The 24,094-nt window shown below is 60.1% G+C and carries 27 protein-coding genes and 1 tRNA gene; 16 read left to right on the top strand and 12 right to left on the bottom strand.

The window, feature by feature from the left end; all coding sequences use genetic code 11:
• Positions 1-124: 124 nt before the first annotated feature.
• Both D781_RS14125 and D781_RS23890 read left to right on the top strand, forming a co-directional pair.
• Positions 125-721, top strand: a complete 597-nt coding sequence (locus D781_RS14125) for a hypothetical protein (RefSeq protein ID WP_051032598.1) — start codon at positions 125-127, stop codon at positions 719-721.
• Between the two features lie 100 nt (positions 722-821).
• A complete protein-coding gene (locus tag D781_RS23890) occupies positions 822-989 on the top strand; it encodes a hypothetical protein (RefSeq protein ID WP_015673016.1) in 168 nt (55 codons plus the stop codon).
• Positions 990-1,047: 58 nt separating this feature from the next.
• Here the strand turns inward: D781_RS23890 and D781_RS14120 are convergent, their stop codons facing one another.
• The 6 genes from D781_RS14120 to D781_RS14095 are packed head-to-tail and all read right to left on the bottom strand — an operon-like array spanning position 1,048 to position 7,307.
• Entirely contained in the window at positions 1,048-2,265 is a 1,218-nt protein-coding gene (locus D781_RS14120) for an amino acid deaminase (RefSeq protein ID WP_015673015.1), read from the bottom strand.
• Positions 2,262-3,746: a sodium:solute symporter family protein gene (locus tag D781_RS14115; protein WP_015673014.1), complete on the bottom strand. Its 1,485-nt coding sequence runs from the start codon at positions 3,744-3,746 to the stop codon at positions 2,262-2,264. Before D781_RS14115 ends, D781_RS14120 begins: the two co-directional genes overlap by 4 nt.
• A 28-nt stretch (positions 3,747-3,774) precedes the next feature.
• The gene (locus D781_RS14110) at positions 3,775-4,173 is read right to left on the bottom strand and encodes a RidA family protein (RefSeq protein WP_041411827.1); all 399 of its coding nucleotides are present in this window, start codon (positions 4,171-4,173) and stop codon (positions 3,775-3,777) included.
• Positions 4,174-4,187: 14 nt separating this feature from the next.
• Positions 4,188-5,624 (bottom strand): D-aminoacylase, encoded by a 1,437-nt coding sequence (locus D781_RS14105; RefSeq protein WP_015673012.1) that lies wholly within the window; start codon positions 5,622-5,624, stop codon positions 4,188-4,190.
• A 10-nt stretch (positions 5,625-5,634) separates the two neighbouring features.
• A complete protein-coding gene (locus D781_RS14100; protein WP_015673011.1) occupies positions 5,635-6,261 on the bottom strand; it encodes a 2-dehydro-3-deoxy-6-phosphogalactonate aldolase in 627 nt (208 codons plus the stop codon).
• Positions 6,258-7,307: a 2-dehydro-3-deoxygalactonokinase gene (locus D781_RS14095; protein WP_015673010.1), complete on the bottom strand. Its 1,050-nt coding sequence runs from the start codon at positions 7,305-7,307 to the stop codon at positions 6,258-6,260. Before D781_RS14095 ends, D781_RS14100 begins: the two co-directional genes overlap by 4 nt.
• Before the next feature lie 173 nt (positions 7,308-7,480).
• On the opposite strand from D781_RS14095, the gene D781_RS14090 reads away from it, so the two are divergent.
• Positions 7,481-8,302 carry an IclR family transcriptional regulator gene (locus D781_RS14090; RefSeq protein WP_343228817.1) on the top strand — a complete coding sequence of 274 codons (822 nt, stop codon included), beginning with the start codon at positions 7,481-7,483 and terminating at the stop codon, positions 8,300-8,302.
• A gap of 239 nt (positions 8,303-8,541) precedes the next feature.
• The gene (locus D781_RS14085; protein ID WP_015673008.1) at positions 8,542-8,982 is read left to right on the top strand and encodes a cupin domain-containing protein; all 441 of its coding nucleotides are present in this window, start codon (positions 8,542-8,544) and stop codon (positions 8,980-8,982) included.
• Between the two features lie 72 nt (positions 8,983-9,054).
• Here the strand turns inward: D781_RS14085 and D781_RS14080 are convergent, their stop codons facing one another.
• Positions 9,055-9,942 (bottom strand): AraC family transcriptional regulator, encoded by an 888-nt coding sequence (locus D781_RS14080; protein ID WP_015673007.1) that lies wholly within the window; start codon positions 9,940-9,942, stop codon positions 9,055-9,057.
• Between the two features lie 136 nt (positions 9,943-10,078).
• Between D781_RS14080 and D781_RS14075 the strand changes: the two genes are divergently transcribed.
• The 3 genes from D781_RS14075 to D781_RS14065 all read left to right on the top strand — a co-directional run bounded on the left by D781_RS14075 (position 10,079) and on the right by D781_RS14065 (position 12,327).
• Positions 10,079-10,822 (top strand): SDR family oxidoreductase, encoded by a 744-nt coding sequence (locus tag D781_RS14075; protein WP_015673006.1) that lies wholly within the window; start codon positions 10,079-10,081, stop codon positions 10,820-10,822.
• A gap of 14 nt (positions 10,823-10,836) precedes the next feature.
• Positions 10,837-11,238, top strand: coding sequence for a VOC family protein (locus D781_RS14070; RefSeq protein WP_015673005.1), 402 nt, complete (start codon positions 10,837-10,839; stop codon positions 11,236-11,238).
• 93 nt (positions 11,239-11,331) lie between these two features.
• The gene (locus D781_RS14065) at positions 11,332-12,327 is read left to right on the top strand and encodes a saccharopine dehydrogenase NADP-binding domain-containing protein (RefSeq protein ID WP_015673004.1); all 996 of its coding nucleotides are present in this window, start codon (positions 11,332-11,334) and stop codon (positions 12,325-12,327) included.
• Positions 12,328-12,382: 55 nt separating this feature from the next.
• On the opposite strand, the gene D781_RS14060 is transcribed toward D781_RS14065, so the two are convergent.
• The 3 genes from D781_RS14060 to D781_RS14050 all read right to left on the bottom strand — a co-directional run bounded on the left by D781_RS14060 (position 12,383) and on the right by D781_RS14050 (position 14,439).
• On the bottom strand, positions 12,383-13,117 hold the full coding sequence (locus D781_RS14060) for an SDR family oxidoreductase (RefSeq protein WP_041411826.1): 735 nt from the start codon (positions 13,115-13,117) through the stop codon (positions 12,383-12,385).
• Between the two features lie 2 nt (positions 13,118-13,119).
• Complete coding sequence (locus D781_RS14055) at positions 13,120-13,602, bottom strand: nuclear transport factor 2 family protein (RefSeq protein WP_015673002.1); 483 nt, start codon at positions 13,600-13,602, stop codon at positions 13,120-13,122.
• 90 nt (positions 13,603-13,692) lie between these two features.
• A complete protein-coding gene (locus tag D781_RS14050; protein WP_015673001.1) occupies positions 13,693-14,439 on the bottom strand; it encodes an SDR family oxidoreductase in 747 nt (248 codons plus the stop codon).
• Positions 14,440-14,575: 136 nt separating this feature from the next.
• On the opposite strand from D781_RS14050, the gene D781_RS14045 reads away from it, so the two are divergent.
• Together D781_RS14045 and D781_RS14040 are read left to right on the top strand one after the other, a co-directional pair.
• The gene (locus tag D781_RS14045; protein ID WP_015673000.1) at positions 14,576-15,178 is read left to right on the top strand and encodes a TetR/AcrR family transcriptional regulator; all 603 of its coding nucleotides are present in this window, start codon (positions 14,576-14,578) and stop codon (positions 15,176-15,178) included.
• Between the two features lie 11 nt (positions 15,179-15,189).
• Positions 15,190-15,585 carry a VOC family protein gene (locus D781_RS14040; RefSeq protein WP_015672999.1) on the top strand — a complete coding sequence of 132 codons (396 nt, stop codon included), beginning with the start codon at positions 15,190-15,192 and terminating at the stop codon, positions 15,583-15,585.
• Positions 15,586-16,070: 485 nt separating this feature from the next.
• Here D781_RS14040 and D781_RS14035 read toward each other — a convergent pair.
• Positions 16,071-16,146 (bottom strand) — tRNA-Asn (locus D781_RS14035).
• Between the two features lie 163 nt (positions 16,147-16,309).
• Entirely contained in the window at positions 16,310-16,996 is a 687-nt protein-coding gene (gene dpiA, locus D781_RS14030) for a two-component response regulator DpiA (protein ID WP_015672998.1), read from the bottom strand.
• A gap of 307 nt (positions 16,997-17,303) precedes the next feature.
• Here dpiA and citC point away from each other — a divergent pair, with 307 nt between their 5' ends.
• The 7 genes from citC to D781_RS13995 are packed head-to-tail and all read left to right on the top strand — an operon-like array spanning position 17,304 to position 23,994.
• Positions 17,304-18,374 (top strand): [citrate (pro-3S)-lyase] ligase, encoded by a 1,071-nt coding sequence (gene citC, locus D781_RS14025; protein WP_015672997.1) that lies wholly within the window; start codon positions 17,304-17,306, stop codon positions 18,372-18,374.
• Positions 18,374-18,682 carry a citrate lyase acyl carrier protein gene (citD, locus tag D781_RS14020; protein WP_015672996.1) on the top strand — a complete coding sequence of 103 codons (309 nt, stop codon included), beginning with the start codon at positions 18,374-18,376 and terminating at the stop codon, positions 18,680-18,682. The genes citC and citD overlap by 1 nt, the downstream gene beginning before the upstream one ends.
• Positions 18,666-19,586: an aldolase/citrate lyase family protein gene (locus D781_RS14015; RefSeq protein ID WP_015672995.1), complete on the top strand. Its 921-nt coding sequence runs from the start codon at positions 18,666-18,668 to the stop codon at positions 19,584-19,586. The genes citD and D781_RS14015 overlap by 17 nt, the downstream gene beginning before the upstream one ends.
• Positions 19,583-21,079, top strand: coding sequence for a citrate lyase subunit alpha (gene citF, locus D781_RS14010; RefSeq protein WP_015672994.1), 1,497 nt, complete (start codon positions 19,583-19,585; stop codon positions 21,077-21,079). Before D781_RS14015 ends, citF begins: the two co-directional genes overlap by 4 nt.
• 3 nt (positions 21,080-21,082) lie before the next feature.
• Positions 21,083-21,631 carry a citrate lyase holo-[acyl-carrier protein] synthase gene (gene citX / locus D781_RS14005; RefSeq protein WP_015672993.1) on the top strand — a complete coding sequence of 183 codons (549 nt, stop codon included), beginning with the start codon at positions 21,083-21,085 and terminating at the stop codon, positions 21,629-21,631.
• The gene (gene citG, locus D781_RS14000) at positions 21,609-22,505 is read left to right on the top strand and encodes a triphosphoribosyl-dephospho-CoA synthase CitG (protein ID WP_015672992.1); all 897 of its coding nucleotides are present in this window, start codon (positions 21,609-21,611) and stop codon (positions 22,503-22,505) included. The genes citX and citG overlap by 23 nt, the downstream gene beginning before the upstream one ends.
• A 25-nt stretch (positions 22,506-22,530) precedes the next feature.
• Complete coding sequence (locus D781_RS13995; protein WP_015672991.1) at positions 22,531-23,994, top strand: anion permease; 1,464 nt, start codon at positions 22,531-22,533, stop codon at positions 23,992-23,994.
• The last annotated feature ends 100 nt before the right edge of the window (positions 23,995-24,094 follow it).

Genomic DNA, 24,094 nt, shown 5'->3' with positions numbered 1-24,094 from the left:
GTTATTCTCATCTATGAATGAAATCTATGACTTTGATCGTCTGATTATACGCAAGATAAGCTGATAACACCGCTCACAGAGGGTGAGTTTATTTCATGATTATTGCGTATAGCGCAGGAGGGCGATGATGATGACGTTATCCCAACAGCCGGCCGCCGGCGCAGTCGCGTCGCCGGGCGCGGTGCTCCGGGCGATTGTGTTCAGCGTACTGCCGTCTGCGGTGCTGCTGTTATTCAGCCAGTACGGCGGGGCGCAACCGCTGCCCGCTTTGCTGCTGCCGCTCAGCCTGACGCTGGCGTTTGCCTGCGGCGCGGCGCTGGGACGCTGGCGTCCGCTGGCGCAGCGGCCGCCGCTGGTGGCGGCGCGCTATGGTCTGCTGCTCGGCGCTGCCGGTCTGCTGTGGATCCTGCTGGCGCTGCACGGCGGTCTGGTGTGGACCATGCTGCTGCCGGGGGCCGGGTTGACCGGCCTCGGGCTGGGCGCGGCTTACCAGAGCCAGCGCGTTGTCGCACCGCCGAGACAGCGTGCGGTGAGCGCGCGTATCGCCATGGCGCTGACCTGCGGCGCGGCGCTGGCGGCGACGCAGTGGCTGCAGTGGCAGGCGGCGCCGGCCGGGTTTAACTTTGCCCTGGCGCTGCTGGTGGATATGACGCTGTTCGGCGCGCTGCTGGCGCGCATTGTCGAACGCGACCGGGAAAACGACGCCTGCCGCTGTGGTTAGCCCGTTTTTTCGCTAAGCAACGCAGAAATGCGCATTTCCCTTCCGAGCCGCTAACGGCTTTACTTTGCTCAGGCGTCAATCACTGACTGAGGAGGGGAGCATGAAGCGTTTACTGGCTTTTTGGCGGTTCGGCCGCGGGACACAGGCCGAACCGCAGCAGAAGGCGCAGGGCGGCGACAGCGCCGCGCTGCTGGACACCATGCTGGCCACCAGCCAGCTGTATGGTTTTGAGTTCCATCCTTCGCTGCTGCGCCATTATGGAAAATAATCGCTACCGCCGCGCCATGCGCTACAGCTACTGGAATGAGCTGTGCGTCACTGCCTGACTAAAAGGCGGTGTCGAGCTCTGCCTGCAGGTTGTAGTCATCATCAACCAGTAACAGCGTTTTCCATTTATCGAATGTCAGGCAGGGGTGCGAGGTGCCGAAGATCAGGATATCACCAACCTGCACATCGCTGTCAGGCGCCAGCTTCAGCATACAGTGCTGATCCATGACCTCGCTGCTGGTACAGGCGCCGGGTCGGAACGGCAGCGCCTTGCCCGCCCGGTAATGGGCGACCGGCTGCGGCAGCCCGGCGTCAAAGGCGCAATCACGTTTGCCGAAATTCACAATCGCCAGCCCGGCTTCCGGCACCGATTGCACCATCGCCACCAGCTGCAGTGCGGCGCTGAGATCGCCGCCGAGATCGCAGGCGATACGGTCGCGCGCCCGCAGCGCATCCTGCGCCTGTTGATAGATGCCGTTGTCATGGGTGATATAGCAGCCGGGACGAATCACAATCCGGCAGCGCGGCGGCTTCTGCGCCGTCAGCCAGACGTTGCATACCACGTCATACCACACGGTGCCCGCACCGGTCAGAATAAACTCCCCGTCGACATGGGCCGCCATATCGCAGGCCAGCGCCGCCGCCGCGCCGAGCAGGGTTTCTATCTGCGGCTGCGGATCGTCGCCGTGCAGCACGCCTTCATACAGCTCCAGCCCGCGCAGCCGCAGCCCCGGCAGGCCGGCGACCTCGGCCGCCAGCGCCAGCGCCTCCGCCGTGCTGCGGCATCCGCAGCGGCCGCCCGGCACGCCCAGCTCCACCAGTACGTCCAGCGTTTGCCCCTGTGCATCAAAGAAGGCGGCAAGCGCGGCGGCGTTGCTCACGCTGTCGACGCAGCACAGAAAGTCGCACTGCGGATACTGCCGCTTCAATTGCGCGACCAACTGCATATTGGCTTTCCCCACCAGCTGGTTGGCCATCAGCACCCGTTCGATGCCCGCGGCCATGGCGGCCTGCGCCTGCCAGGCGCTGCCGACGCCGATGGCCCAGGCGCCGGCCGCCTGCTGCTGACGGAAAATCCACGGCGTCATGGTGGTTTTGCCGTGCGGCGCGAGGGAAACCCCGCGTTTGTCGGCGTAGCGCTGCATCCAGCGGATATTGTTGTCCAGCGCGCTGGCCAGGATAACGGCGGCCGGCAGGCAGACCTCCTCGCGCAGCAGATTGCCGGCGCCGGCGCGCATCGGCGCCGCTTTATGCGTTGCGTGACTGATAGCTGTCATTTGTTTTCTCCTGCCAGCGGTCCGATCGGTTTGGCGTCGCTGTGGGTGGTTTCCCGTTCGTCGGTGATCATTTGCAGCACCTCTTCGCGTGACAGTTTATTTTTCGGGGTGAGCAGGGTAACGACCACGGCGGCGAACAGGCTGACGAGCAGCGCCGGGATCACCGGGTTGCCGAGCGCCTGTGACCAGCTTGGGACCAGAATTACGGTCAGCGAGGTCAGGCTGCCGCCCAGCAGCGCGGCAATACAGCCCTGCCAGTTGAAGCGCAGCCAGAATTTACCCAGCAGCACGGTGACGCACATGCCCGACATAATCATTGAAATCATTTTGGTGATATAGCCGATGATGTCATTTGAGGTCAGCGCGAAAATCAGCGCCAGCAGGATCACCAGCAGCAGGAAAATACGCGACAGGTTGATGGCCTTCTCCGGCGGCGGCATTTTCCCCGTCACCATGGTGTAAATGTCACGCAGAATGATGGATACCCCGGCAATCGCATCCGAGCTGCCGGACGACAGGTTGGCGGACATGCCGGCAATCAGCACCACCATGGCCAGCGCGGCCGGCAGGGCATTGGTGGCGAACAGGAAGGCAAAGCTGGGGTTTTCCAGCTCCGGGTTCATCACATGGGTCGCCATGCCGATAATCGCCGGCAGGAAAGAGAAGCCCATATACAGCAGGCCGGTAATCACGAAAGACTGGCGGATGGAACGCGTCGAGGCGGCGGAGTAGATGCGCTGACGGTAGGACGGGGTCGCCAGTACGCCGATGCCGATGACGATCGCCAGGGAGAGCGCCGGCCACAGGCCGAGCTTGCCAATGCCGAACAGCGTAAAGGCCTGCGGATCGGTGTTGGCCACCAAGGTATCCCAGCCGCCGACGTAGCTGACGGACAGCGCGGCCAGCACGATAAAGCCGACGAACAGCACGATGGACTGCAGCGTGTCGATCCAGGAGACGGCTTTATAGCCGCCGATGCCGACATAGAAGATAAAGCCGACGGCGATAATGATTTTGGCGACGGTGATATCGATATCCGCCGCCCAGGCCAGATACAGCCCGCCGCCGAGGATATGCGCGCCCAGCCAGCCGATAGAGGCGAGGAAAATCAGCAGGGCCACCAGGTTTTTCACAATGCGGCTGCCGCCGGTGTAATAGCAGATCTCCTCGCTCATGGTCATAAAGCGCAGTTTTCTGACCGGGCCGAACAGCCAGGCGGTCAGCAGGATGCCGGTTGCACCGCCGATGCCGTACAGCATGCCGGCCCAGCCGTTGGTGTAGCCAAAGCTCACCGCGCCGATGCTGGAGCCGGTGCCGACCATGGTGCCGACGGTAGAGCCGAGCGTCAGCAGCATCGGCAGCTTCCGGCCGCCGAGTATAAAGTCTTCCCCTGTCTTCTGGTGGCGGGTGACGTACCAGCCGACCGCCATCATGACGAAGGCGTAGAGGAGAAACCAGATCAGGAAATTGTTGTGTTCCATGATATTCCCTTAGGTAGCGTTAATGCCGTTAGTTTTGTTTGTAGTTGGCGTTAAAACAGGTGATGTCGACCTCGACCATACAGTCGACGACCAGATCGGCCACGCAGCACACGCGGGCGGGCGGATGCTCGGCAAAAAACTGGCGGAAGACTTTATTGAAGGACTGGAAGTAGCGTGCATCGGTCAGGAAGACCTTCATATGCACGATGTCTTCCTTGCCGAAGCCCGCCTCGCTCATGATGTCGAGGCAGTTTTGAATCGCCTGGGTGGACTGGGCGACGATGCCGCCGTCGATAATCTCCCCGTCGACCATCGGCGTCTGGCCGGAGACGTACAGCCAGCCGTCTGCGCTGACCGCTTTGGCGAACGGCAGGTTCTGGCCGCCGGTGCCGGTGGAGCCGGTAATACCGTAACGTTTAATCATGATGTCCTCTTCTCGGGTTAATGGTTTCTGCTCAGGAATTTCCCGGCGCGCCGGCCGGTCATCTGTTGTTGGCTGTAGGTCAGTACGCCGTTGACGAACACCTGTTCAATGCCCTCGGCCCGCTGTTTCGGCTGCTGAAAGGTGGCGGCGTCGTTGATGCGCGCCGGGTCGAACACCACCAGATCGGCAAAGTATCCTTCCCTGATCAGCCCGCGCTGCCGCATGCCGAAGCGTTGTGCGGACATGCCGGTCATCTTGTGCACCGCGGTCGTCAGCGGGAACAGCCGTTCATCGCGGCTGTAGTGGCCCAAGACGCGCGGGAAGGTGCCCCACAGGCGCGGATGAGGGTTGGGATCGCACGGCAGGCCGTCGGAGCCGACCATGGCGCTGGGGTGAGCCAGTACGCGGCGCACATCGGCTTCATCCATCTGGAAATAGATGGCGCCGGCGGGCATCAGCCGCTGGGCGGCGTGGTGGATATCGCTATCCCAGGCGGCGGCGATCTCCAGCAGGGTTTTGCCCGCCATTTCCGGGTGCGGCGTGGACCAGGTGATCAAAATGTCGTAGTCCGCCGTAACCTGCTGCGGATCGAGGTTGGAGGATCCGGCGCGGTACGGGTAGAGATCGCAGCTGATATCCTGGCGCTGCTGATACTTCTCTATCAGCGCCAGCGTTTCTACCGTGCGCCCCCAGTTTTTGGCGCCCGCGCACTTATGGTGGGAGATCTGCACCGGCACCCGGGCGTGACGGCCGACGTGAAATGCCTCATGCATGGCGTCGATGATCCCGTCATATTCGGTGCGCATATGCGTGGTGTAGATGCCCTGATGCTCGGCCAGCAGCTCCGCCAGCGCGCAGATCTCTTCCGTCGAGGCGTTAACGGCGTTGCCGTAGGAGAGGCCGGTGCTCAGCCCCAGCGCACCCTGCTGCAGCGCCTGCCGCAGAACGGCGCGCATGGCAGCGATATCGGCGCTCTGCGCCGGTTCGTTCAGGGACGCCACAACGTTGTTGCGCAGCGTGGTGTGGCCGATCAGCGTGGCGACGTTCACCGAGGGCATGACCTCATCCACGGCGCGGCGATAGCTGGCCAGATCCGGGTAACGGAACTCTGCCAGCTCTCCCAACAGGTTGAGCGGGTCGGGCACTTCGTCTTTCATCTGCGCGCAGGCGGCGCTGATGCCGCAGTTGCCGACGATGATACTGGTGACGCCCTGCGAGGTTTTCTCGATATAGTCCGGGTGCTTGATCACGATCAGATCGTCATGGGTATGAACGTCGATAAACCCGGGAGCCAGCACCCGGCCGCGGCAGTCCAGCGTTACCGCCGCGTCCTCATCAATGGCCGGCGCGATGCGGGTGATGCGATCGTCGCTGACGGCCACGTCGGCGGTGTAACCGTCACCGCCGGAGCCGTCGATCACGGTGGCGTTTTTAAACAGATAGTGATGTTTCATAGCGGTACCTTTAAGCGTACTGGTTGGCATGGGAGCGGTAGGCCGCCGCAAAGGCCTGCGCCTGCGCCGCGGTGCGGGCCGGCGTTTGTCCTGCGCGGTACAGGTCATTGCCGAGGCCGGCGCCGCTGCAGCCCGCCTGCAGGTAGGCGCCGAGCGTTTCCGGCGTGACGCCGCCGACGGCGTAGAGGGCGATATCCTCAGGCAGCACCGATTTCAGCGCGCGTACATAGCCGGGGCCGAACTGGCCGGCGGGGAACAGTTTGATTTGCCGGGCGCCGGCCTCGATGGCGTTGAAGGCCTCCGTCGGCGTCGCGCAGCCCGGCAGCGCCGGCATGGCGTGGTGCAGCGCCCGGCGGATCACCGCAGGCTGCGTTGCCGGCGTCACAATAAACTGGCAGCCCGCCGCCGCCAGCTGGTCGACGTCGGCGACGTTTACCACCGTGCCGGCGCCGATCAGCGCTTGTCCGTCATAGCGTTGGGCCGCGTGGGCAATGCTGGTCTGCCATGACGGCGAGTTCAGCGGGATTTCAATCGCCTCAAAGCCGGCCTCAATCAGGACCGGGATGTGGTCGTCGACTTCATCGGGCGTAATGCCGCGCAGGATGGCGACCAGCGGTAGCGTAAGGTGCATTTTCATTGTGAATCTCCGGATGAGACGGCGTTGGACGGCGACGCGTGCGGCGTTGCCGCCTGACGCATGATGATTTCCATCACGCGGATAGCGCCGATGCAGGACAGCGGCCGGGCGGGATCTTCGTCAACCAGCAGCGCGTCGGCGGTGAAAAAGGGATCGGCGGCGATCAGCGCGGCCAGCGCCTGTTGCAGGATCGGTTTGCCGCTGATGACCACGCGGGTCTTCGGCGTCAGCGCCAGCGCCCGGCTCTGTTTCATCGCCTGAATATCGGCGCAGAGCGTAACGCCCAGCAGATAGCTGGCTTTCTGGTCGTGGCTGGCGGCGGTAAACAGATCCAGCAGCCGCACGGAGAAGCAGGCGCGCGACAGGCCGGTGCGCCGGCAGGCGTCGGCGCCCTGCAGCAGATAGTCGCGCTCCAGACGGGCGGCGAACTGTCGATCCAGCGAGCCGGCCAGCAGGGTGTGGTGGGTGAGCGCATCCAGTAACTCGCCGGCCATGGTGGTGGCGCAGGCGGCAATGCGCTGCTGTCGATCGATACTGACGAACTTCGAGTGTGAGCCGGGCAGTACGATCACCGCCGGACCGGGCACGGCCTGTAATGCCAGCAGGCCGAAGGTTTCCACCTCTTCGCCGCGCATCACGTCCATCATATCGAGGTTGGCGAGGTTTACCGTCGGCAGGGCGTTTTTGACGCCGGGAATAAACCAGATCGGCTGCGGCGCGATGGCCGGAATATGGCGCGCCACCGCGCCGTTTGCCAATTGTTCAACGCTGACCGGCGCGTTCAGGTGGGGAAGCGGGCAGAGCCCGACATCGGCGGTGATCATGCCGGACGCCACGATCGCGCAGCGATCGAGCGTACAGCCCTCAGCCTGCGCCAGCGCGCGATCCAGGGCATCCTTAATCCCGGCGGTGAGCGTCGCTTGGCTGCCGGTTTTGGCGCTGTCGCGCACCCCGACCGCCGCGCAGGCGTCGGCGATGATCCTTTTATCTTGCCAGATACGCACCCGGGTATTGGTGGTACCGGAATCGATGGTGACGATGAACATATCGTTTCCTTAGTAACTAAAATTTCGGAACGTCATTCCTTTTATTTAGGCTATTTTTTATAAATAGGAATGTCATTCCGTTTTTTATCAATTGGTGAAGGGGGTCACAAACTGCGGGCGGGGGAGGACGAAGCAAGATATTCAATGCACTGAAAACAAACGAATTTTGTAGGATGTGGCATTGCGGCTACAATAACGGGAAATTTTCGAATGGGGGTAACAGGATGTCAGGTGGCGAGAGCACGAATGCTTCCAGCATTGATAAGGTTTTAACGCTGTTGGAAGAAATTGGAGACCACCCCGAAGGCATATCGCTGGCGGCGCTGGTCAAGCGCACCGGGATAGCGAAAACGACCGGATTCCGTATCCTGGAAACCCTCAAGGAGCGGCAGTATGTGATGCTGGACGGCGCGACGGAGCGCTATCATCTGGATCTGAAAAGCCTGGAGCTGGGGATTAAAGGATTAATGAATGTGAACCTGGTTGAGGTTTCCATTCCGTATCTGAAGAAGCTTTCCGCCAAAAGTGAAGAAACCTGTTTTCTGGGGGTCTACAACGAAGGCCACGTGGTCTACCTGTACAAAAGCGAAGGGACGCTCTCCATCCAGACCAACGCGCAGCTGGGCGCGCGCCTGCCGGCCTACTGCACCGGAATTGGCAAGGCGCTGCTGGCCTTCCAGCCGCAGGAAGAGATCGACCGCGTACTGAGCAAACCGCTGACGGCGTTTACCGAGAAAACGCTGGTTGACCGCGTGGCGCTGTATGAGGTGCTGGCGGATATTCGCCTGAAAGGCTACTCCCTCGACAATGAAGAGAACGAAGAGGGCCTGACCTGCGTGGCGCGCCCGATCTTCAACTATACCGGCAGCGTGGTCGGCGCGCTGAGCGTCGCCGGGCCGACGCACCGTATGCAGCGTAAAATCGAGCGGGTTAACCAGGAGCTGGAGCAGGTGTGCTCACTGATTTCCCGCCGTCTGGGCTATCTGGGGAAATAGTTTTTCCCGGCGCGGCTAACGTCGTGCCGTCTGCCAGAGGGGGCGGCATGGTTAACGAGAACGCCCGGCAGGGCGCGCTTAATCATGCCGGTGGCCGCGGCTCAGGCGGCAGAAACTACCGCTTGCGCAGTATTTGTACATACTGTGTAAAGCCGGGGAAGCTTTTCCCGGACGCGCGCTGAAGGCCAGCCGGCGCCTCACGCGTTAGTTATCCGGTTGTATAACATAAGGATTGCGCTATGCGTTGGCCTCAGCACGCTTTGGTAATCTGCACCGCCGCGATGTTATCCCTTCTCACATTTTCCGCTCATGCACACGGCGATAAGCGCAGCGGCGTCGAAACCGAAACGCTGCTGGAATCGGAACACGCCTGGGACGGTACGCAGTATTCCGCCTATCCACAGGGCACCCCGCAGCTGTCGGTGCTGAAGATCACCATCCCCCCCAACAGCAGTCTGGCCTGGCACCAGCACCCGATCCCGAATGCCGTCTATGTGCAGAGCGGCGTGGTGACGGTGGAGAAGAAATCCAATGGAGAAACACGGCAGGTCACCGCCGGTCAGGTGCTGCCCGAAATGGTGGATACCGCCCATCGCGGCTATACCGGCAACGAGGGCGCGGTGCTGATTGCGTTTTACGCCGGCAAGAAGGGCGTACCGCTGCCGGAGCCGGTTAAGTAAGAGATTTTTGGTGGAGGTTGGTATTTAACTCGGGAGGGCGGCTAAGTGCCAGAAGCGGACATAACTCACCGCTTAGGCGTTCTTATTTGACAAAATATTTTTCAAATCTGATGAGGGGGAAAGACCAAAATGGCGAGCATATTCGCGACTGAACTGAGTATGACTGTGATAACCGACAGAATGAGCTATGGCTGTGATGCTATCCCCAGTAGTGGCTAACCTCAGCCTTGCCTGCATGAGCCGCACCCGTTTCTGATACTGCATGGGGCTGAGCGCCGTTATAGCCTGGAAGTGACGATGAAATGCTGAGACACTCAACGCGGCCATCGCAGCCAATTCTTCCACCCGCACGGCCTGCATATAGTTGAGCTTCAACCAGTTAATCACCCTGTAAATCCGGGATAGATGCGATTCCGGCATGGCGATATTACGCAGCATCCAGCCAAGCGGCCCCTGCAACACCCGGAATAAAATTTCACGCTCATAGGCCGGTGCCAGAGCAGATATCTCTTCAGGTTTGTTAATTAATCGCAGCATTCTTAGCCACGCATCCAGCAATTCAGGCGTAACCGGAGCCACAGAAAATCCCGCCTGGTAAAGGTGCATCTTGCTGGCAGCTGGTATGCCATCCAGCAGTTCCGTAATAATTTCCGGCTTCGGCGTCAGGCTCACAGCAAGATACGGCGCGCCGGTTTTCTCGTCAGCACAAACTTTACCCACGGCGGGCAGATCAACCGACATCACAAAGTAGGTGGCAGGGTCATACTGCCAGGTTTTATTCCCTACCGTCATACTCTTGGAGCCAGTCAGGATCAGGTTAATCATCGGTTCATATACCGCTGAAAGCCTGTGTTCAGGAATTTCTCCCTGTACCATTGCGACACGTGGTATGCCGGTTTCTGTGGCCTTGTTTCCGGCTCCGGAAGCAAGCAGTCGCAGTTCAGTTAATTGTTTTTCCATCTTCGTTAAATAACACGGTACGGGACAGGTAACAAGATTAAAGCAGGATTAGGCAAATGTCAGAGAGGATTGCAGGAGCCAGTGCCTGGTGCTGTGCGTAATCTTGGATTCGTCATCCATTCTGTCAGGAGTTTTTATGAAACAAGTCTTGATTACCGGCGGAAGTCGCGGCATCGGAGCCAGTACGGCGATTGAATGTGCGCATCGCGGTTACGGCGTAATTCTCACCTGGAACAGCCAGCCGGAAGCCGCTAGCCGGGTTGTTGAGCGGATTAATAACGAGGGGGGGCGTGCGTTAGCATTGCGGCTGGATTTAGAGGATGCCAGCAGTTTCAGCGACTTTCGTTCACAATTGACTAGGGCCATGGAGACACACTGGGGGGCCAGAGGATTGAACGGGCTGATAAACAATGCAGGATATGGTTTGTATAACCCCATTGAGGCCGTGACTGAAGCGCAGTTTGACAGCTTAATGAATGTGCATCTGAAGGGGCCCTTCTTTCTCACTCAGACGTTGCTTCCACTTCTGCAGCGAGATGCCGCTATTGTTAATCTCACCAGCGCCACCACCCGCGTGGCGACCATCGGTGTGGCACCCTATGCCACTTTTAAGGGGGGGCTAGAGGTGCTGACGCGTTATATGGCCAAAGAGTTTGGTGAACGGGGGATCAGGGTAAACGCCGTATCGCCAGGCCCGATCCGTACTGAACTGGGCGGGGGCTTAAGTGATGAGTTTGAAGCGTTACTCGCCGGGCAAACGGCGCTTGGACGAATTGGCGAACCTGATGAAGTTGCTCGCGTTATCGCCGGTTTACTTACAGCCGATGGTGGCTGGATCAATGCACAGACGATTGAAGTCGCGGGCGGTTATAACATCTGATCACGGAGCTTTTTATGCTGGACCATGTCTTTATTACAGTAAGCGATACCGAGCGTTCAGTTACCTTCTATGAACGCGTGCTTCCTCTTCTCGGCATCATCAACCGCCACGATTATGACGGCAGCGATGGCCCGTCAGGCCATCCCGATCTTAAGGGATTTGGAGCCAGTGGCCGGGTATTTTTCTGGCTTAGGCCGGGGATTCCCTGTCCGCAGGCCGTTCATGTGGGGTTCGCGGCGGATTCTGAAATGATGGTTAACCAGGCTTATGCAGAAGCAATCGCGGCGGGAGCAACAGAAATCCATCCGCCAGGAGCACAACTTCATTATGACCCGCGCTATTACGCCGCCCAGGTCAGAGATCCGGATGGATACAGCCTGGAGTTTGTTTATAAAAGCTGGCAGCACGGGCGCTGATAACATGGCGGTGCTGGCCAGAAGACGTTTTATGTGGGTGTATCCCCACCAATGCCGACCTCAATCATTCCTTTTTAAGGGGGCTATTTCTGTATGAAAAAACTCATGATTTACGGTGCAACAGGTTATACCGGCCGTATGATCGTCCAACATGCGCTGGAAGCCCGCCTGCAGGTAATTATTGCCGGGCGCGATCGAGAAAAACTTGCTGCAATGTCATCTGATCTTGATGTCCCTTTTCGGGCCTTCAGGTTGGATAATCCTGTCACTATTGATAGTGGCTTTGATAATATTGACACCGTTATAAATTGTGCCGGTCCGTTTTTACATACTGCACGGCCGTTAATGGAGGCAGCAATCCGCAAAAAGGTACACTACCTTGATGTGGCTGCCGAACTGGACAGTTACCAGATTGCAGAAATCCTCGGTGAAGTCGCTTCTTCAGCAGGTGTTATGCTGCTTCCAGGCTGCGGCGGGAGCGTAGCAATGCTGGGATGCCTCGCAGCCCACGCGGCCACGCGGGTCAATAACCCGGCACGCATCTCACTGGCGCTGCATGTCACTGGCACGATGTCTCGCGGCTCTGCGGTGAGCGCAGCTGAGAATTTATCAACCCAGTGCCTGATTCGCCGTAACGGCCAGCTAATGGAGAGTGAGTCAGGTGAGCTGCAGGAGTTCGATTTTGGCAAAGGTCCGAAGGCCTGTTTTCCTGTGACGCTTCCTGATCTAATCACCGTCTGGAAAGCGACTGGCATTCCTGATATCAAAACCTTCGTACATGTTTCCGGTGAGGGTTTTCCGCAGGGCAATTTGGCTGATTTGCCCGACGGCCCGACTGCTCAGGAGCGTGAGGCCAGCCGTTATCAGGCCGTTGCGGAAGTGCTAAATGCAGATGGCGAGACCCTATATATGCTGCTGGATACGGTGAATGGATACAGCTTCACTGCGCTGGCGGCTGCTGAAGCCGGGCGCAGAGTGCTGGCGGGAGAATGTCGTCCGGGATTCCAGACACCGGCGACGCTATTCGGCAAACATTTTGCCGAAACCATCGCCGATACCCGGATTACGACATCTGACGCTTTGCGCTGAAAAGAAGGAAATACTAGCTCCGTCCGTATTTCAGGAAGGAGCTTGTGAAAGTGAATCACCAGGGTTGCCGGCCTTCCGGGCCAAAGAATTTGCCTGTCGGGCTATGTCCTTCTGCCAGTGCTATCCTGAGAACCGGCATTGCCCCCTGTTCTGGTGTAAGCTCTCCGGTATTGCCATTGAGATCGGTTTTGACGTTACCCGGCTCAACGACATTTACCTTAATGCCCCGTTCGGCTAACTCTCTGGCAAAACACACCGTGGCCGCACTGAGCGCGACTTTTGAGGCACTATAGCTGAGTAGGTTCACGGTTGAATAGATTGATGCCTCATCAGTAATCAGAGCAAGCGATCCCAGACCACTTCCCAACATGATAACACTGGCATTTTCTGCTGTTTGAAGCAGGGGAAGAAACGCCTGGGTTACTCGTACCGGACCGAAGAGATTAACCTCGAAGGTGTTTTTCATGTCTGATAAGCGTGTCTGACTCGGCGCAACTGAGGCATCAAGCAGCACGCCTGCGTTATTGATCAGTACGTTCAACCTATCGGTGACTGCTGATAGTGTCGCCGCTGCCTGACGTACACTTGCGTCATCAGTCACGTCCATTATCAGTAGCTGGACGGTGAGACCTTCTGCCTGCAGGTGCTGAACGGCCTCTTCGCCGCGTCGTCGATCGCGCGCTGTGATCCAGACACGAAATCCCTGGCGCGCCAGTCCTTTTGCGATCGCCAGTCCAATGCCTTTATTGGCCCCCGTAATCAGTGCCGTGCGGTTATCCGATATTTTCATAATCACAGATTTGCCTCTGCATTGGCACCGCTGACATGAAACCGGATATCGCCCATCAGATGAGGCACGACGGCACGGTGTACAAACTGCCATTCACCGCCGATGAGTGCAAAGCGGTCCTTGTAATGGCCCGTGCAAATCGGTTGCAGGGGGAAGCCGGGCAGTTCCTGATGAACGGTAAAATAACTGGTCGCTGAGGCTTCACCGCTGAGAGAATTCCCCTCAACCAGAATATTGGAGACGACGTGCCAAGTGCGAGGCGTGCTGTCCTGGTGCTGCTGAATGCCCGACGACAGAAATACCTCAATCTCATTCCTGCCCGTAACCTGATGACCGGGCAACTCCAGCGTGGCATGGCGTAAAAGTCCTGCCAGTTCACTGAATTTTCCACTGTCGAGCAGATAAGGGTAAGAGTTGATGAGGCGAGTAATGTCGCGCTCAGCCTGCAGAACAGCGACCAGCTCTTTTTCATTTTGCGAATACATAACAGCGTTTCCTTTTGTTTCATGCAAAAAACGAGATACAACAGGAACACGATGGCCGTATGCCACCGTGCAAGTTTATGGCCGGGCCTGTCAGGTCTGCGATGCGCCACCGTCAGCGAATAACTCGATGCCGTTGACATAGCCCGAATCATCACCGGCCAGGAATGCCACAGCGGCAGCAATTTCTTCAGGCTCACCGATACGTCCCTGCGGGCTTTTCGCGATAAGAAAGGCAAGCCCTTCCTCAGCTTTATTGCCAAAGGCAGCCCGCAGAGAAGACGTGTTCGTCGGCCCCGGACTGACGATGTTGAGGCGAATGCCTGAACCATGGAGTTCTGCCACCCAGCTCCTGACCATGTTGCGCACTGCGGCTTTGGTTGCGCCGTAAATACTCATTGCCGGTCCGGGATCAAAGGAGGATGTCGAACCGATGATGACCACGCTGGAGCCGTGTCCAAGCAAAGGCAGAGCCTGTTGAACTGTCAGAACCACGCCTTTAACGTTGGTTGCGAACTGTTCATCAATCTGCTGTTCAGTTATTTGACCGAGAGGCGCATGAATACCGCCTCCAGCATTTGCCACCAGGATATCGATATGACCTGCAGCTGTTTTGATCTGCTGGTAAAGTTCATCGAGACTTGCTCTATTGCTGACATCAGTCACAATTCCACTCGCTTTTTCTCCCAGCGTCACAACTGCCCGATTGAGTTTTTCTGCAGTTCTTCCGGTAATCACCACCTCCGCACCGTCATCGATCAAGCGTCTGGCTATAGCCAGACCAATGCCACTGCTTCCTCCGGTAACTACGGCAATTTTGCCTTTGAGTGTCTGGATCATGTGTTCCTCCGATCTTTGTATGTAGTGATCACTATAAACATTGCTGGGTGGTGTGTCATTATTTTTTATAGCGATCACTATATTCATGGTGTAAGATGGGTACATATGCTTGCGGACACGGCCAGGTAATGATCATATGAGTGAAACGGAAAAGAACGTCAGAAAACGGAGGCGTGCATTTGACAGGGAAGCGGGAATTGAGACTGCTCAGGCTCTGTTCCATCAGAGAGGTTATGACGCTGTTGGTATTTCTGAACTGACAAAAGTTTTAAATATTAATCCTCCAAGCCTTTACGCCGCATATAGCAGCAAAGCCGGCCTGTTTGGTCGGTGTCTTGCGCGCTACGTTGATGAAGGCAACCTGCCGGCGGAAAAAATCCTTATCCCCGGACGCCCTCTGGCCGAAGCGATTGAGGAATTATTTATCACGGCTGCGCGTCTGTATGTGAAATCCCCGCTGCGACGGGGATGCCTCGTCGCAGAAGGTATGCGTGCTGATGATGAACAGGCACGGAAACTGGCAGACCAGTATGCAAAACCAGGAATGCTGTTTATTGAGGATTACTTCCGCCAGTCAGAACCGGAAAGAGCGAAAGAGCTGGGCGATTTCGTCGTCACCGCACTGCGCGGTTTTTCGGCGGCGGCGGTCACCGGTTTATCACGTCCCCGCCTGTTAAAAGTCGCCCGCATGAACGGGCAGGCTTTTGCTGCGTTACTCAGTTTGCCCCCTGACACATAACGGGAGTTTTTATGTCTGTTATCGACCATCTTGAGATTTCAGTGAAAAATGCGCCGTTATCACTGCGCTTCTATTTGCAGGCACTTGAGCCATTAGGCTTCGGGCTGATTATCACCCAGGAACCAGCCAAAACACGAACCGGTGGTTTTCGTTACGGGCTTGGGCTGCAGGGCTATCCCCGGTTATGGTTGCACGACAATGAGGAAACTGGTGCACCACTGCATCTGGCTTTTTCTGCTGATAAGCGCAGCATTGTGGATCAGTTCTGGCAGCAGGCTCTTCTGGCGGGCGGGAAAGATAACGGGGCTCCAGGAGTCCGTAAACATTATCATTCACAATACTATGCTGCGTACGTTTTTGACCCTGACGGTAATAATCTGGAAGTCGTCTGCCAGCAGAGCGCGTAAGTTAATCAAGTTGTCCATGCTACGTTATTATTTTATCCCATAGCTTAATCCGGGTTGGAATGACACGCGTAATTATTGCCCGGATTTGCGGGCTTCGTGGTTTGTCATTTGCGTTGACTAACGTCAGTATCGTCCGCTCCTCGCTCTTAGCAGAACATCGGATTCTAACGCGCGCTATACCAAGTTATATCTGCTCAGGTCGAAAATATCATATCCTGCGAACTCGCTGCCGTAAGCCGGTTCGTGGCGTATGAATCAATATACGATGGCGCAGAAGGTGAGATGATTGCTTATCTTGGCGTCTGTGACAGCAGTCGCTGGGAAATAACACACCCGTAAGTACAGAAAGCACCGATGGAAGAGGGGGATTCTGATTGCCTAACCCTCTCCCCCAACTCACGCCGTTGCGCGCTATCCGCCGGCACCCATCCCATCCCCAAAGCAAAAATCCCGCTTAAGTTTCCTTAAGCGGGCTTCTCTAAATATGGCTCCTCTGACTGGACTCGAACCAGTGACATACGGATTAACAGTCCGCCGTTCTACCGACTGAACTACAGAGGAATCGTGTGAACGGGGCGAATCATAGCGAGCCGCCGCGGGCATGTCAAAGGGGGATTACGCATTCTGTGACTGTTTGCTTACAGAATACGCAATTGCTTGAGTTTTTTGCAGATTTAGCGTATTTCGCCGCCAAAAGTCTTGCCCTGTCGCGGGGAGGCGGGCGTCAGGCGACGGCGGCGCCGCGATAAATCCGCTGCGGGCGGCCGACCTTGCCGTAAACCATCTCCGCCGTCAGCTGCTGGTGCGCGCTGCAAAACTCCAGGTAGCGGCGGGCGGTGGTGCGGCTCAGCCCCAGCTGCTGCGCCACGCTTTCGGCGGTGTGGCGCGCGGCCGGGTCGCTGAACAGCTCGCGCACCTTGCCCAGCGTCAGCGCGTCGATGCCCTTCGGCAGCGCCGCCTGCCGCTCGCTGCGGGCGTAGGTGTTGAACATCTCGTCGATGCGCTGCTGGCTGACGCGGTTTTTCCCCTTCAGCGCCTGCCGCCGCTGGCTGAAGCGCTGCAGGGTCTGCGCCAGCCGGTCATAGGCCAGCGGCTTAATCAGATAGTCAAATACCCCGTAGCGCAGCGCTTCGGCCACCGTATCCATATCGCTGGCGGCGGTGATAAACACGATACCGCCGCCGTAGCCCTGCAGCGTCAGCTCGCGCAGCAGCTCAATGCCGCGGCCGTCGGGCAGGAAGTTATCCAGCAGGATCAGGTCGGGCTTAAAACGCTCGCACATCGCGCGCGCCTGCGCCAGGTTGCCCGCCAGCCACATCTGCCGGCAGTTGCCGTGCTGCTTGATAAACTCGGCGTGCATCTCCGCCAGCGGCGTTTCGTCCTCAACGATTAAGATATTCAGCCATTCCATATGCTTCCCCCGATGAAATAACGCGTTAGCTGAAGGTAATAGATCTTCGGCCATCGGGTTACCGCGTCAGATCAATAAAAACGATAAAAATAATTAAGTAAATAAAAACCATTAAATAACTTATTAATCGCCAACGCTTTGTGAATTAGGTCAATTATTACCGAAATATTTCCCTTTACCATAATTTCCAGCTTACCTCTTTGTTGTTATATCCGGCGTAACCTGATGGTTTTTAAGTTTTTATTTGACCGTCATTGTTAATTAAAACCGGGTTTTGTATTTAAATTGTTATATTAGCGAGCGAGTTATGTTGGCGGGCGCCATATTTAATCGAGTCTACAGAACGGAGCATCAGGCCATTGCCGATATTCGCGCATTTCTGCGCGCCAATGAGCTGAATATGGATACGACGGTGGAAGTTTTTATTACCGTTACGCAGAACGATAAATTGGTGGCCTGCGGCGGCATCGCCGGCAATATTATTAAATGCGTCGCCATCAGTCCGCAGCTGCGCGGCGCCGGGCTGGCGCTGTCGCTGGCGACTGAGCTGGTCAATCTGGCGTACGAACGTCATCACAGTCAGCTGTTTATCTATACCAAAACGCAAAACGCCGACCTGTTCCGCCAGTGCGGCTTTTACCCGATCGCCGACGTGCCGGGCATTGTGGTGCTGATGGAGAACAGCCCGTGCCGCCTGCAGCGCTATGCGGCGCGGCTGGCGACACAGCGCCGGCCGGGCGGCGTGATCGGCAGCATCGTGATGAACGCCAACCCGTTCACCCGCGGCCACCAGTATCTGATTCGCCGCGCCGCCGCACAGTGCGACTGGCTGCACCTGTTTCTGGTGCGCGAAGACACCTCGCGTTTTCTCTATGAGGACCGTCGCCGGCTGGTGATGCAGGGCAGCCGCGACATCGCCAACCTGACGGTGCATGAAGGCTCGCAGTATGTGATCTCGCGCGCCACCTTTCCCTGTTACTTCATCAAGGAGCAGGGTGTGGCCGACGACTGCTACACCGAAATCGATTTAAAAATCTTCCGCCAGTATCTGGCGCCGGCGTTGGGCATTACCCACCGCTTTGTCGGCAATGAACCCTTCTGCGCCGTGACGGCGAAATATAACCGCGATATGCGCCACTGGCTGGAAACGCCGACGCTGCCCAGTCCGCCGATCCAGCTGGTGGAGATTGAACGCCTGCAGTATCAGGGCACCGCCATCTCCGCCTCCTGGGTGCGCAAACTGCTGGCGGCCGGCGATTTCCACGCCGCCGCACCGCTGGTGCCGGAAGACACCCTTTACTATCTGCAGGATCTGCAGGCGCGACGCCAGGCTCACGCGGCGTCGCCGGAATTTGAGTCCGCACAATCAGGTGAATGATGAAGATAATCCGAGAAGCAATGGCCGGCACGCTGGAATCCAGCGATGTAATGGTGCGCATCGCGCCCGGCGACGGCCCGCAGCATGACCTGCTGATTGCCAGCAGCGTGGAGAAACAGTTCGGCGCGGCGATCCGCCGCACGCTGCTGCAGGTGCTGAACCAGTACGGCGTCGAGCCGGTGCAGGTGATGGTTGACGATAAGGGCGCGCTGGACTGCGTGCTGCGCGCCCGGCTGGAAACCGCGCTGATGCGCGCCAGCGACGGCGGCCAGCTGCCCTGGGAGGTGAACGATGAAAACGCTGAATAAATCCCGTCCGCGACGCAGCATGTTGTTCGTGCCGGGGGCCAACGCGGCGATGGTCAGCAACGCCTTTATTTATCAGGCCGATGCGCTGATGTTCGATCTGGAAGACTCGGTGATCCTGCGGGAAAAAGACGCGGCGCGCCGACTGGTGTATCACGCGCTGCAGCACCCGCTGTATCAGGCGGTGGAAACCATCGTGCGGGTCAACGCGCTGGACTCTGCCTACGGCCTGGCGGATCTGCAGGCGGTGGTGCGCGGCGGCGCCGACGTGGTGCGGCTGCCGAAAACCGACAGCGCGCAGGACGTGCTGGATATGGCGGATGAAATCGACGCCATCGAACGCGCGTGCGGCCGGCCACAGGGCAGCACCGGCCTGCTGGCGGCGATTGAGTCGGCGGCGGGCATCACCAACGCCGTCGCCATCGCCCAGGCGTCGCCGCGCCTGATCGGCATCGCGCTCGGCGCAGAGGATTACGTGCGCAATCTGCGCACCGAACGTTCGCCGGAGGGGATTGAGCTGCTGTTCGCCCGCTGCTCAATTCTGCAGGCGGCCAGAGCGGCCGGCATTCAGGCGTTCGACACCGTCTATTCCGATGCCAACAACGAGGCCGGTTTCCTGCAGGAGGCGGCGCTGATCAAACAGCTGGGCTTCGACGGCAAATCGCTGATCAACCCGCGGCAGATTGAGCTGCTGCACAACCTGTACGCGCCAAGCGCCAAAGAGGTGGCGCACGCCGAGCGGGTGGTGCAGGCCGCCGAGGCGGCGGCGCGCGAAGGGCTCGGCGTGGTGTCGCTGAACGGCAAAATGGTCGACAGCCCGGTGATTGAGCGGGCGCGTCTGGTGCTGCAGCGCGCGGCGCTGTCCGGCATTCGTGAAGAAGCAGCGCACAGCGGGGAGGCGCAATGAAACGTCAACAGTGTCCGGTCGATCTGCATCAGCTGGCCGGCTATCAGGAGAGTTCAAAAGCCAACCGGCAGGCGGCCAGACCGCGCGACAGAAAGCGCTGCGACTCATTGCAGGAGGCGGTGCGCCGCAGCGGCCTGCAGGACGGTATGACCATCTCGTTCCACCACGCGTTCCGCGGCGGCGATCTGGCGCTGAACCAGGTGATGGCGACGCTGGCGGCGATGGGCTTTCGCAACCTGACGCTGGCCTCCAGCTCGCTCAGCGAGTGCCATGCGCCGCTGGTGGAGCATATCCGCCACGGCGTGGTCAGCCGTATCTACACCTCCGGCCTGCGCGGCCCGCTGGCGGAAGAGATTTCCCGCGGCCTGCTGGCGCAGCCGGTGCAGATCCACTCCCACGGCGGGCGGGTCAACCTGATTGAATCCGGCGAGCTGCATATCGACGTCGCGTTCCTCGGCGTGCCGGCCTGCGATGAGTTCGGCAACGCCAACGGCTACAGCGGCGACGCCTGCTGCGGTTCGCTCGGCTACGCCAAAGTGGACGCGCAGCACGCCGACACCGTGGTGCTGCTGACCGAAACGTTGGCACCGTACCCGCACCATCCCGCCAGCCTGGCGCAGGATCGGGTCGATCTGATCGTGCAGCTGGAGCGGGTCGGCGACGCCGACAAGATCGGTGCCGACGCCACCCGCATGACCTCTAACCCGCGCGAACTGCTGATCGCCCGCCGCGCCGCCGAGGTGATCGCCGCCTCCGGCTACTTCAGCGAGGGCTTTTCGCTGCAGACCGGCACCGGTGGCGCGTCGCTGGCGGTGACGCGCTTTCTGGAGGACAAGATGCGCGCCCGCGGCGTGCGCGCCGGCTTTGCGCTCGGCGGCATCACTTCCACCATGGTGGATCTGCACGAGAAGGGGCTGATCGGCAAACTGCTGGACGTGCAGAGCTTTGACCGCGCCGCGGCCGGCTCGCTGGCGCGTAACCCGCAGCATATCGAAATCAGCGCCAATCAGTACGCCAACCTGACCTCGAAAGGGGCGGCGGTGGATCGGCTCGACGTGGTGGTGCTGAGCGCGCTGGAGATTGACACCGGTTTTAACGTCAACGTGCTGACCGGTTCCGACGGCGTGCTGCGCGGCGCCTCCGGCGGCCACTGCGACACCGCCGACGCTGCGCGGCTGGCGATTATCGTCGCGCCGCTGGTGCGCGGGCGCATCCCGACGCTGGTGGATAAGGTGACCACCCGCGTTACGCCAGGCTCCAGCATCGACATTCTGGTTACCGATCACGGGATTGCCGTTAACCCGGCCCGCCCGGAACTGGCGCAGCGGCTGCGCGACGCCGGACTGGCGGTGGTCGATATCGACTGGCTGCGCCAGCGCGCCCTGACGCTGACCGGTGAGCCGCAGCCGATCGCCTTCAGCGACAGGGTGGTGGCGGTGGTGCGCTACCGCGACGGCTCGGTGATTGACGTGGTGCGTCAGGTGGCGGAGTAGCGTATGACGACTCTGCATCCCGAACGGGCCGCCAACCGCGCCGTCGGCCTGACGGAACTGCTCGCCGCCCGCGAGCAACGGCGCGGCCGCCAGCAGGCCTGGCTGGCGCGCCACCCGGCGACGCTGGTGGTGCTGACGCCGCTGGCGCCCGGCGCGCTGAAGGACAGCCCGCTGACGCGGCGCATCTTTAACCTCGGCTGGCAGGCGCTGCGCAACGAGCAACGGCGGCAGGGCTGGCATTGCCTGCGCGCCGAGGCGCTGGGACTGCCCGCCGGCGGCGAAGGTTTTATCTCGCTGCAGGCCGCCGCGCCGCAGGTGAAGCAGTGCTGCATCCGGCTGGAGGAGACGCATCCCGCCGGGCGGCTGTGGGATATCGACGTGCTGGACGCGCAGGGGCGTATTTTGTCGCGCGATGACTGCGGGCTGCCCGCCCGGCGCTGCCTGCTGTGCGACCAGCCGGCGCGCCTCTGCGCACGCCAGCGGCGTCACGACGTCGGGCAGCTGCTGGCCGCCATGGAGGAGACGCTCAATGCCGCGCTCGCTGCCCGCTAGCTGCGCCTGTTTGCCGCCGCCATCGGCGGACGAGCGGCGTTTTGCCCTGCATGCCTACCGCGCCTTGCTGAGTGAGGTCAACCTGACGCCGAAGCCCGGCCTGGTGGATCGTGACAACAACGGCGCGCACCGGGATATGCATATCGGCCACTTCTACCGCAGCGCGCGCGCCATCGGCGTCTGGCTGCCGCGCTTTATCCGTCAGGGGCGGCAGGACGCGGCGCTGCCGGCCGATCGCGTGCTGGCGCGGCTGCGGCCGCTCGGTCTGGCCTGCGAAAATCAGATGTTCCGCGCCACCGGCGGCGTCAACACCCACAAGGGCAGCGTATTTGCGCTGGGGCTGCTGTGCTGCGCGTTCGGCCGTCTGCCGTCGTCGGGGCGTACGCCCGCCGCGCTGTGTGCGGAAGTGGCGGCCATCTGTCGGGGGCTGACGGCGCGTGAGCTGCGGCGCAACAACGCCGGGCAGACCGCCGGCCAGCGGCTGTACCGCCGCTATGGTCTTGGCGGCGCGCGCGGCGAGGCTGAAGCGGGCTTCCCGCTGGTGCTGCACGGCGCATTGCCGCGCTATCTGCGGCGGCTGCGGCAGGGCGATGACGCGCAGAGCGCGCTGCAGGACTGCCTGCTGTGGCTGATGGCGCACAACGACGATACCAATGTCGCCGCGCGCGGCGGCATGGAAGGGCTGCGCTGGCTGCAGCAGCGGGCGTCGCAGCTGCTGGCGCAGGGCGGCGCCGGCGGCAGCGAGGGCAACGCGCGGCTGCGCCGGTTTGACGCCGAGTGCATCGCCCGCCATCTCAGCCCCGGCGGCAGCGCCGATTTACTAATGGTCACCTGGCTGCTGGCGCAGATGCCGCCGGCGGCCTCACAGGAATAATAATGCTGCGTTCAGGAGAACCTCTATGAGTCCGTTGAAACAACAATTCGCCAAGGCGCTGGCGCCGCTGGTGGTATTGGCGGTGCTGCTGCTGATCCCGGCGCCGGACGGCATGCCGCCGCAGGCGTGGCGCTACTTCGCCATTTTTGTCGCCATGATTGTCGGCATGATCCTGGAGCCGATCCCGGCGACCGCCATCAGCTTTATCGCGGTGACGGTGGGGGTGCTGGGCGCGCCCTGGGTGCTGTTCAGCCCGCAGGAGCTGGCCGAGCCGGGCTTTAAGGCCGGCAAAGAGGCGCTGAAGTGGGGGCTGGCCGGTTTTTCCAGCACCACGGTGTGGCTGGTGTTCGGGGCGTTTATCTTTGCCCTCGGTTACGAGGTCACGGGGCTGGGGCGGCGCATCGCGCTGTTTCTGGTGAAGTTTATGGGCAAGCGGACGCTGACGCTCGGCTACGCGGTGGTGATTATCGATATCCTGCTGGCGCCGTTCACCCCGTCCAACACCGCGCGCACCGGCGGCACCGTGTTCCCGGTGGTGAAAAACCTGCCGCCGCTGTTTGACTCGTTCCCCAACGACCCGTCGTCGCGGCGCATCGGCGGCTACCTGATGTGGATGATGGTGGTCGGCACCAGCATCAGCTCGTCGATGTTCGTCACCGGTGCGGCGCCGAACGTGCTGGGGATTGAGTTTGTCAGCAAGATCGCCGGCGTGCATATCAGTTGGATGCAGTGGTTTATGACGTTCCTGCCGGTAGGGCTGGTGCTGCTGATTATCGCGCCGCTGCTCTCCTATTACCTGTACAAGCCGGGCGTCACCCACAGCAGCGAGGTGGCCGGCTGGGCCGACGGCGCGCTGGCGGAGATGGGTAAGCTGAGCCGTCAGGAGTACACCCTGATCGGCCTGGTGCTGCTCAGCCTGTGCCTGTGGGTGTTCGGCGGAAAAGTGGTGAACGCCACCGCGGTGTGCCTGCTGGCGGTGTCGCTGATGCTGGCGCTGCACGTGGTGTCATGGAAGGCGATCACCCAATACTCCAGCGCCTGGAACACGCTGGTGAACCTGGCGACGCTGGTGGTGATGGCCAACGGCCTGACGCGCTCCGGCTTTATCGACTGGTTCGCCACCACCATGAGCACCCACCTGAGCGACTTCTCGCCGACGATGACCGTGGTGGCGCTGGTGCTGGTGTTCTACTTCGCCCACTACCTGTTCGCCAGCCTGTCGGCCCACACCGCCACCATGCTGCCGGTGATCCTGGCGGTGGGCAAGGGACTGCCGGGCGTGCCGATGGAGCAGCTGTCTATCCTGCTGGTGCTGTCGATCGGCCTGATGGGCGTGCTGACGCCGTACGCCACCGGCCCGGGGGTGATTATCTACGGCTGCGGCTACGTGAAGTCGAAAGACTACTGGCGGCTGGGGGCGATCCTCGGCGTGCTGTATATCGCCGCCTTGCTGCTGATCGGCTGGCCGATCCTCAGCCTGTGGTATTAAACCTTCTTTCGGCGGCCCGTTAGGGGGCCGCCGCTCTGCATTGCGCCGCGCGTGATAATCCTCACACCTTTTCTTGCCGAACCCCGCCATGATATCCGGT

The sequence above is a fragment of the Serratia sp. FGI94 genome, from assembly GCF_000330865.1.
Lineage (GTDB): Bacteria > Pseudomonadota > Gammaproteobacteria > Enterobacterales > Enterobacteriaceae > Serratia_B > Serratia_B rubidaea.
The sequence above is the reverse complement of the archived record's forward strand: the minus strand, read 5'-3'. Positions and strand labels throughout refer to the sequence as shown.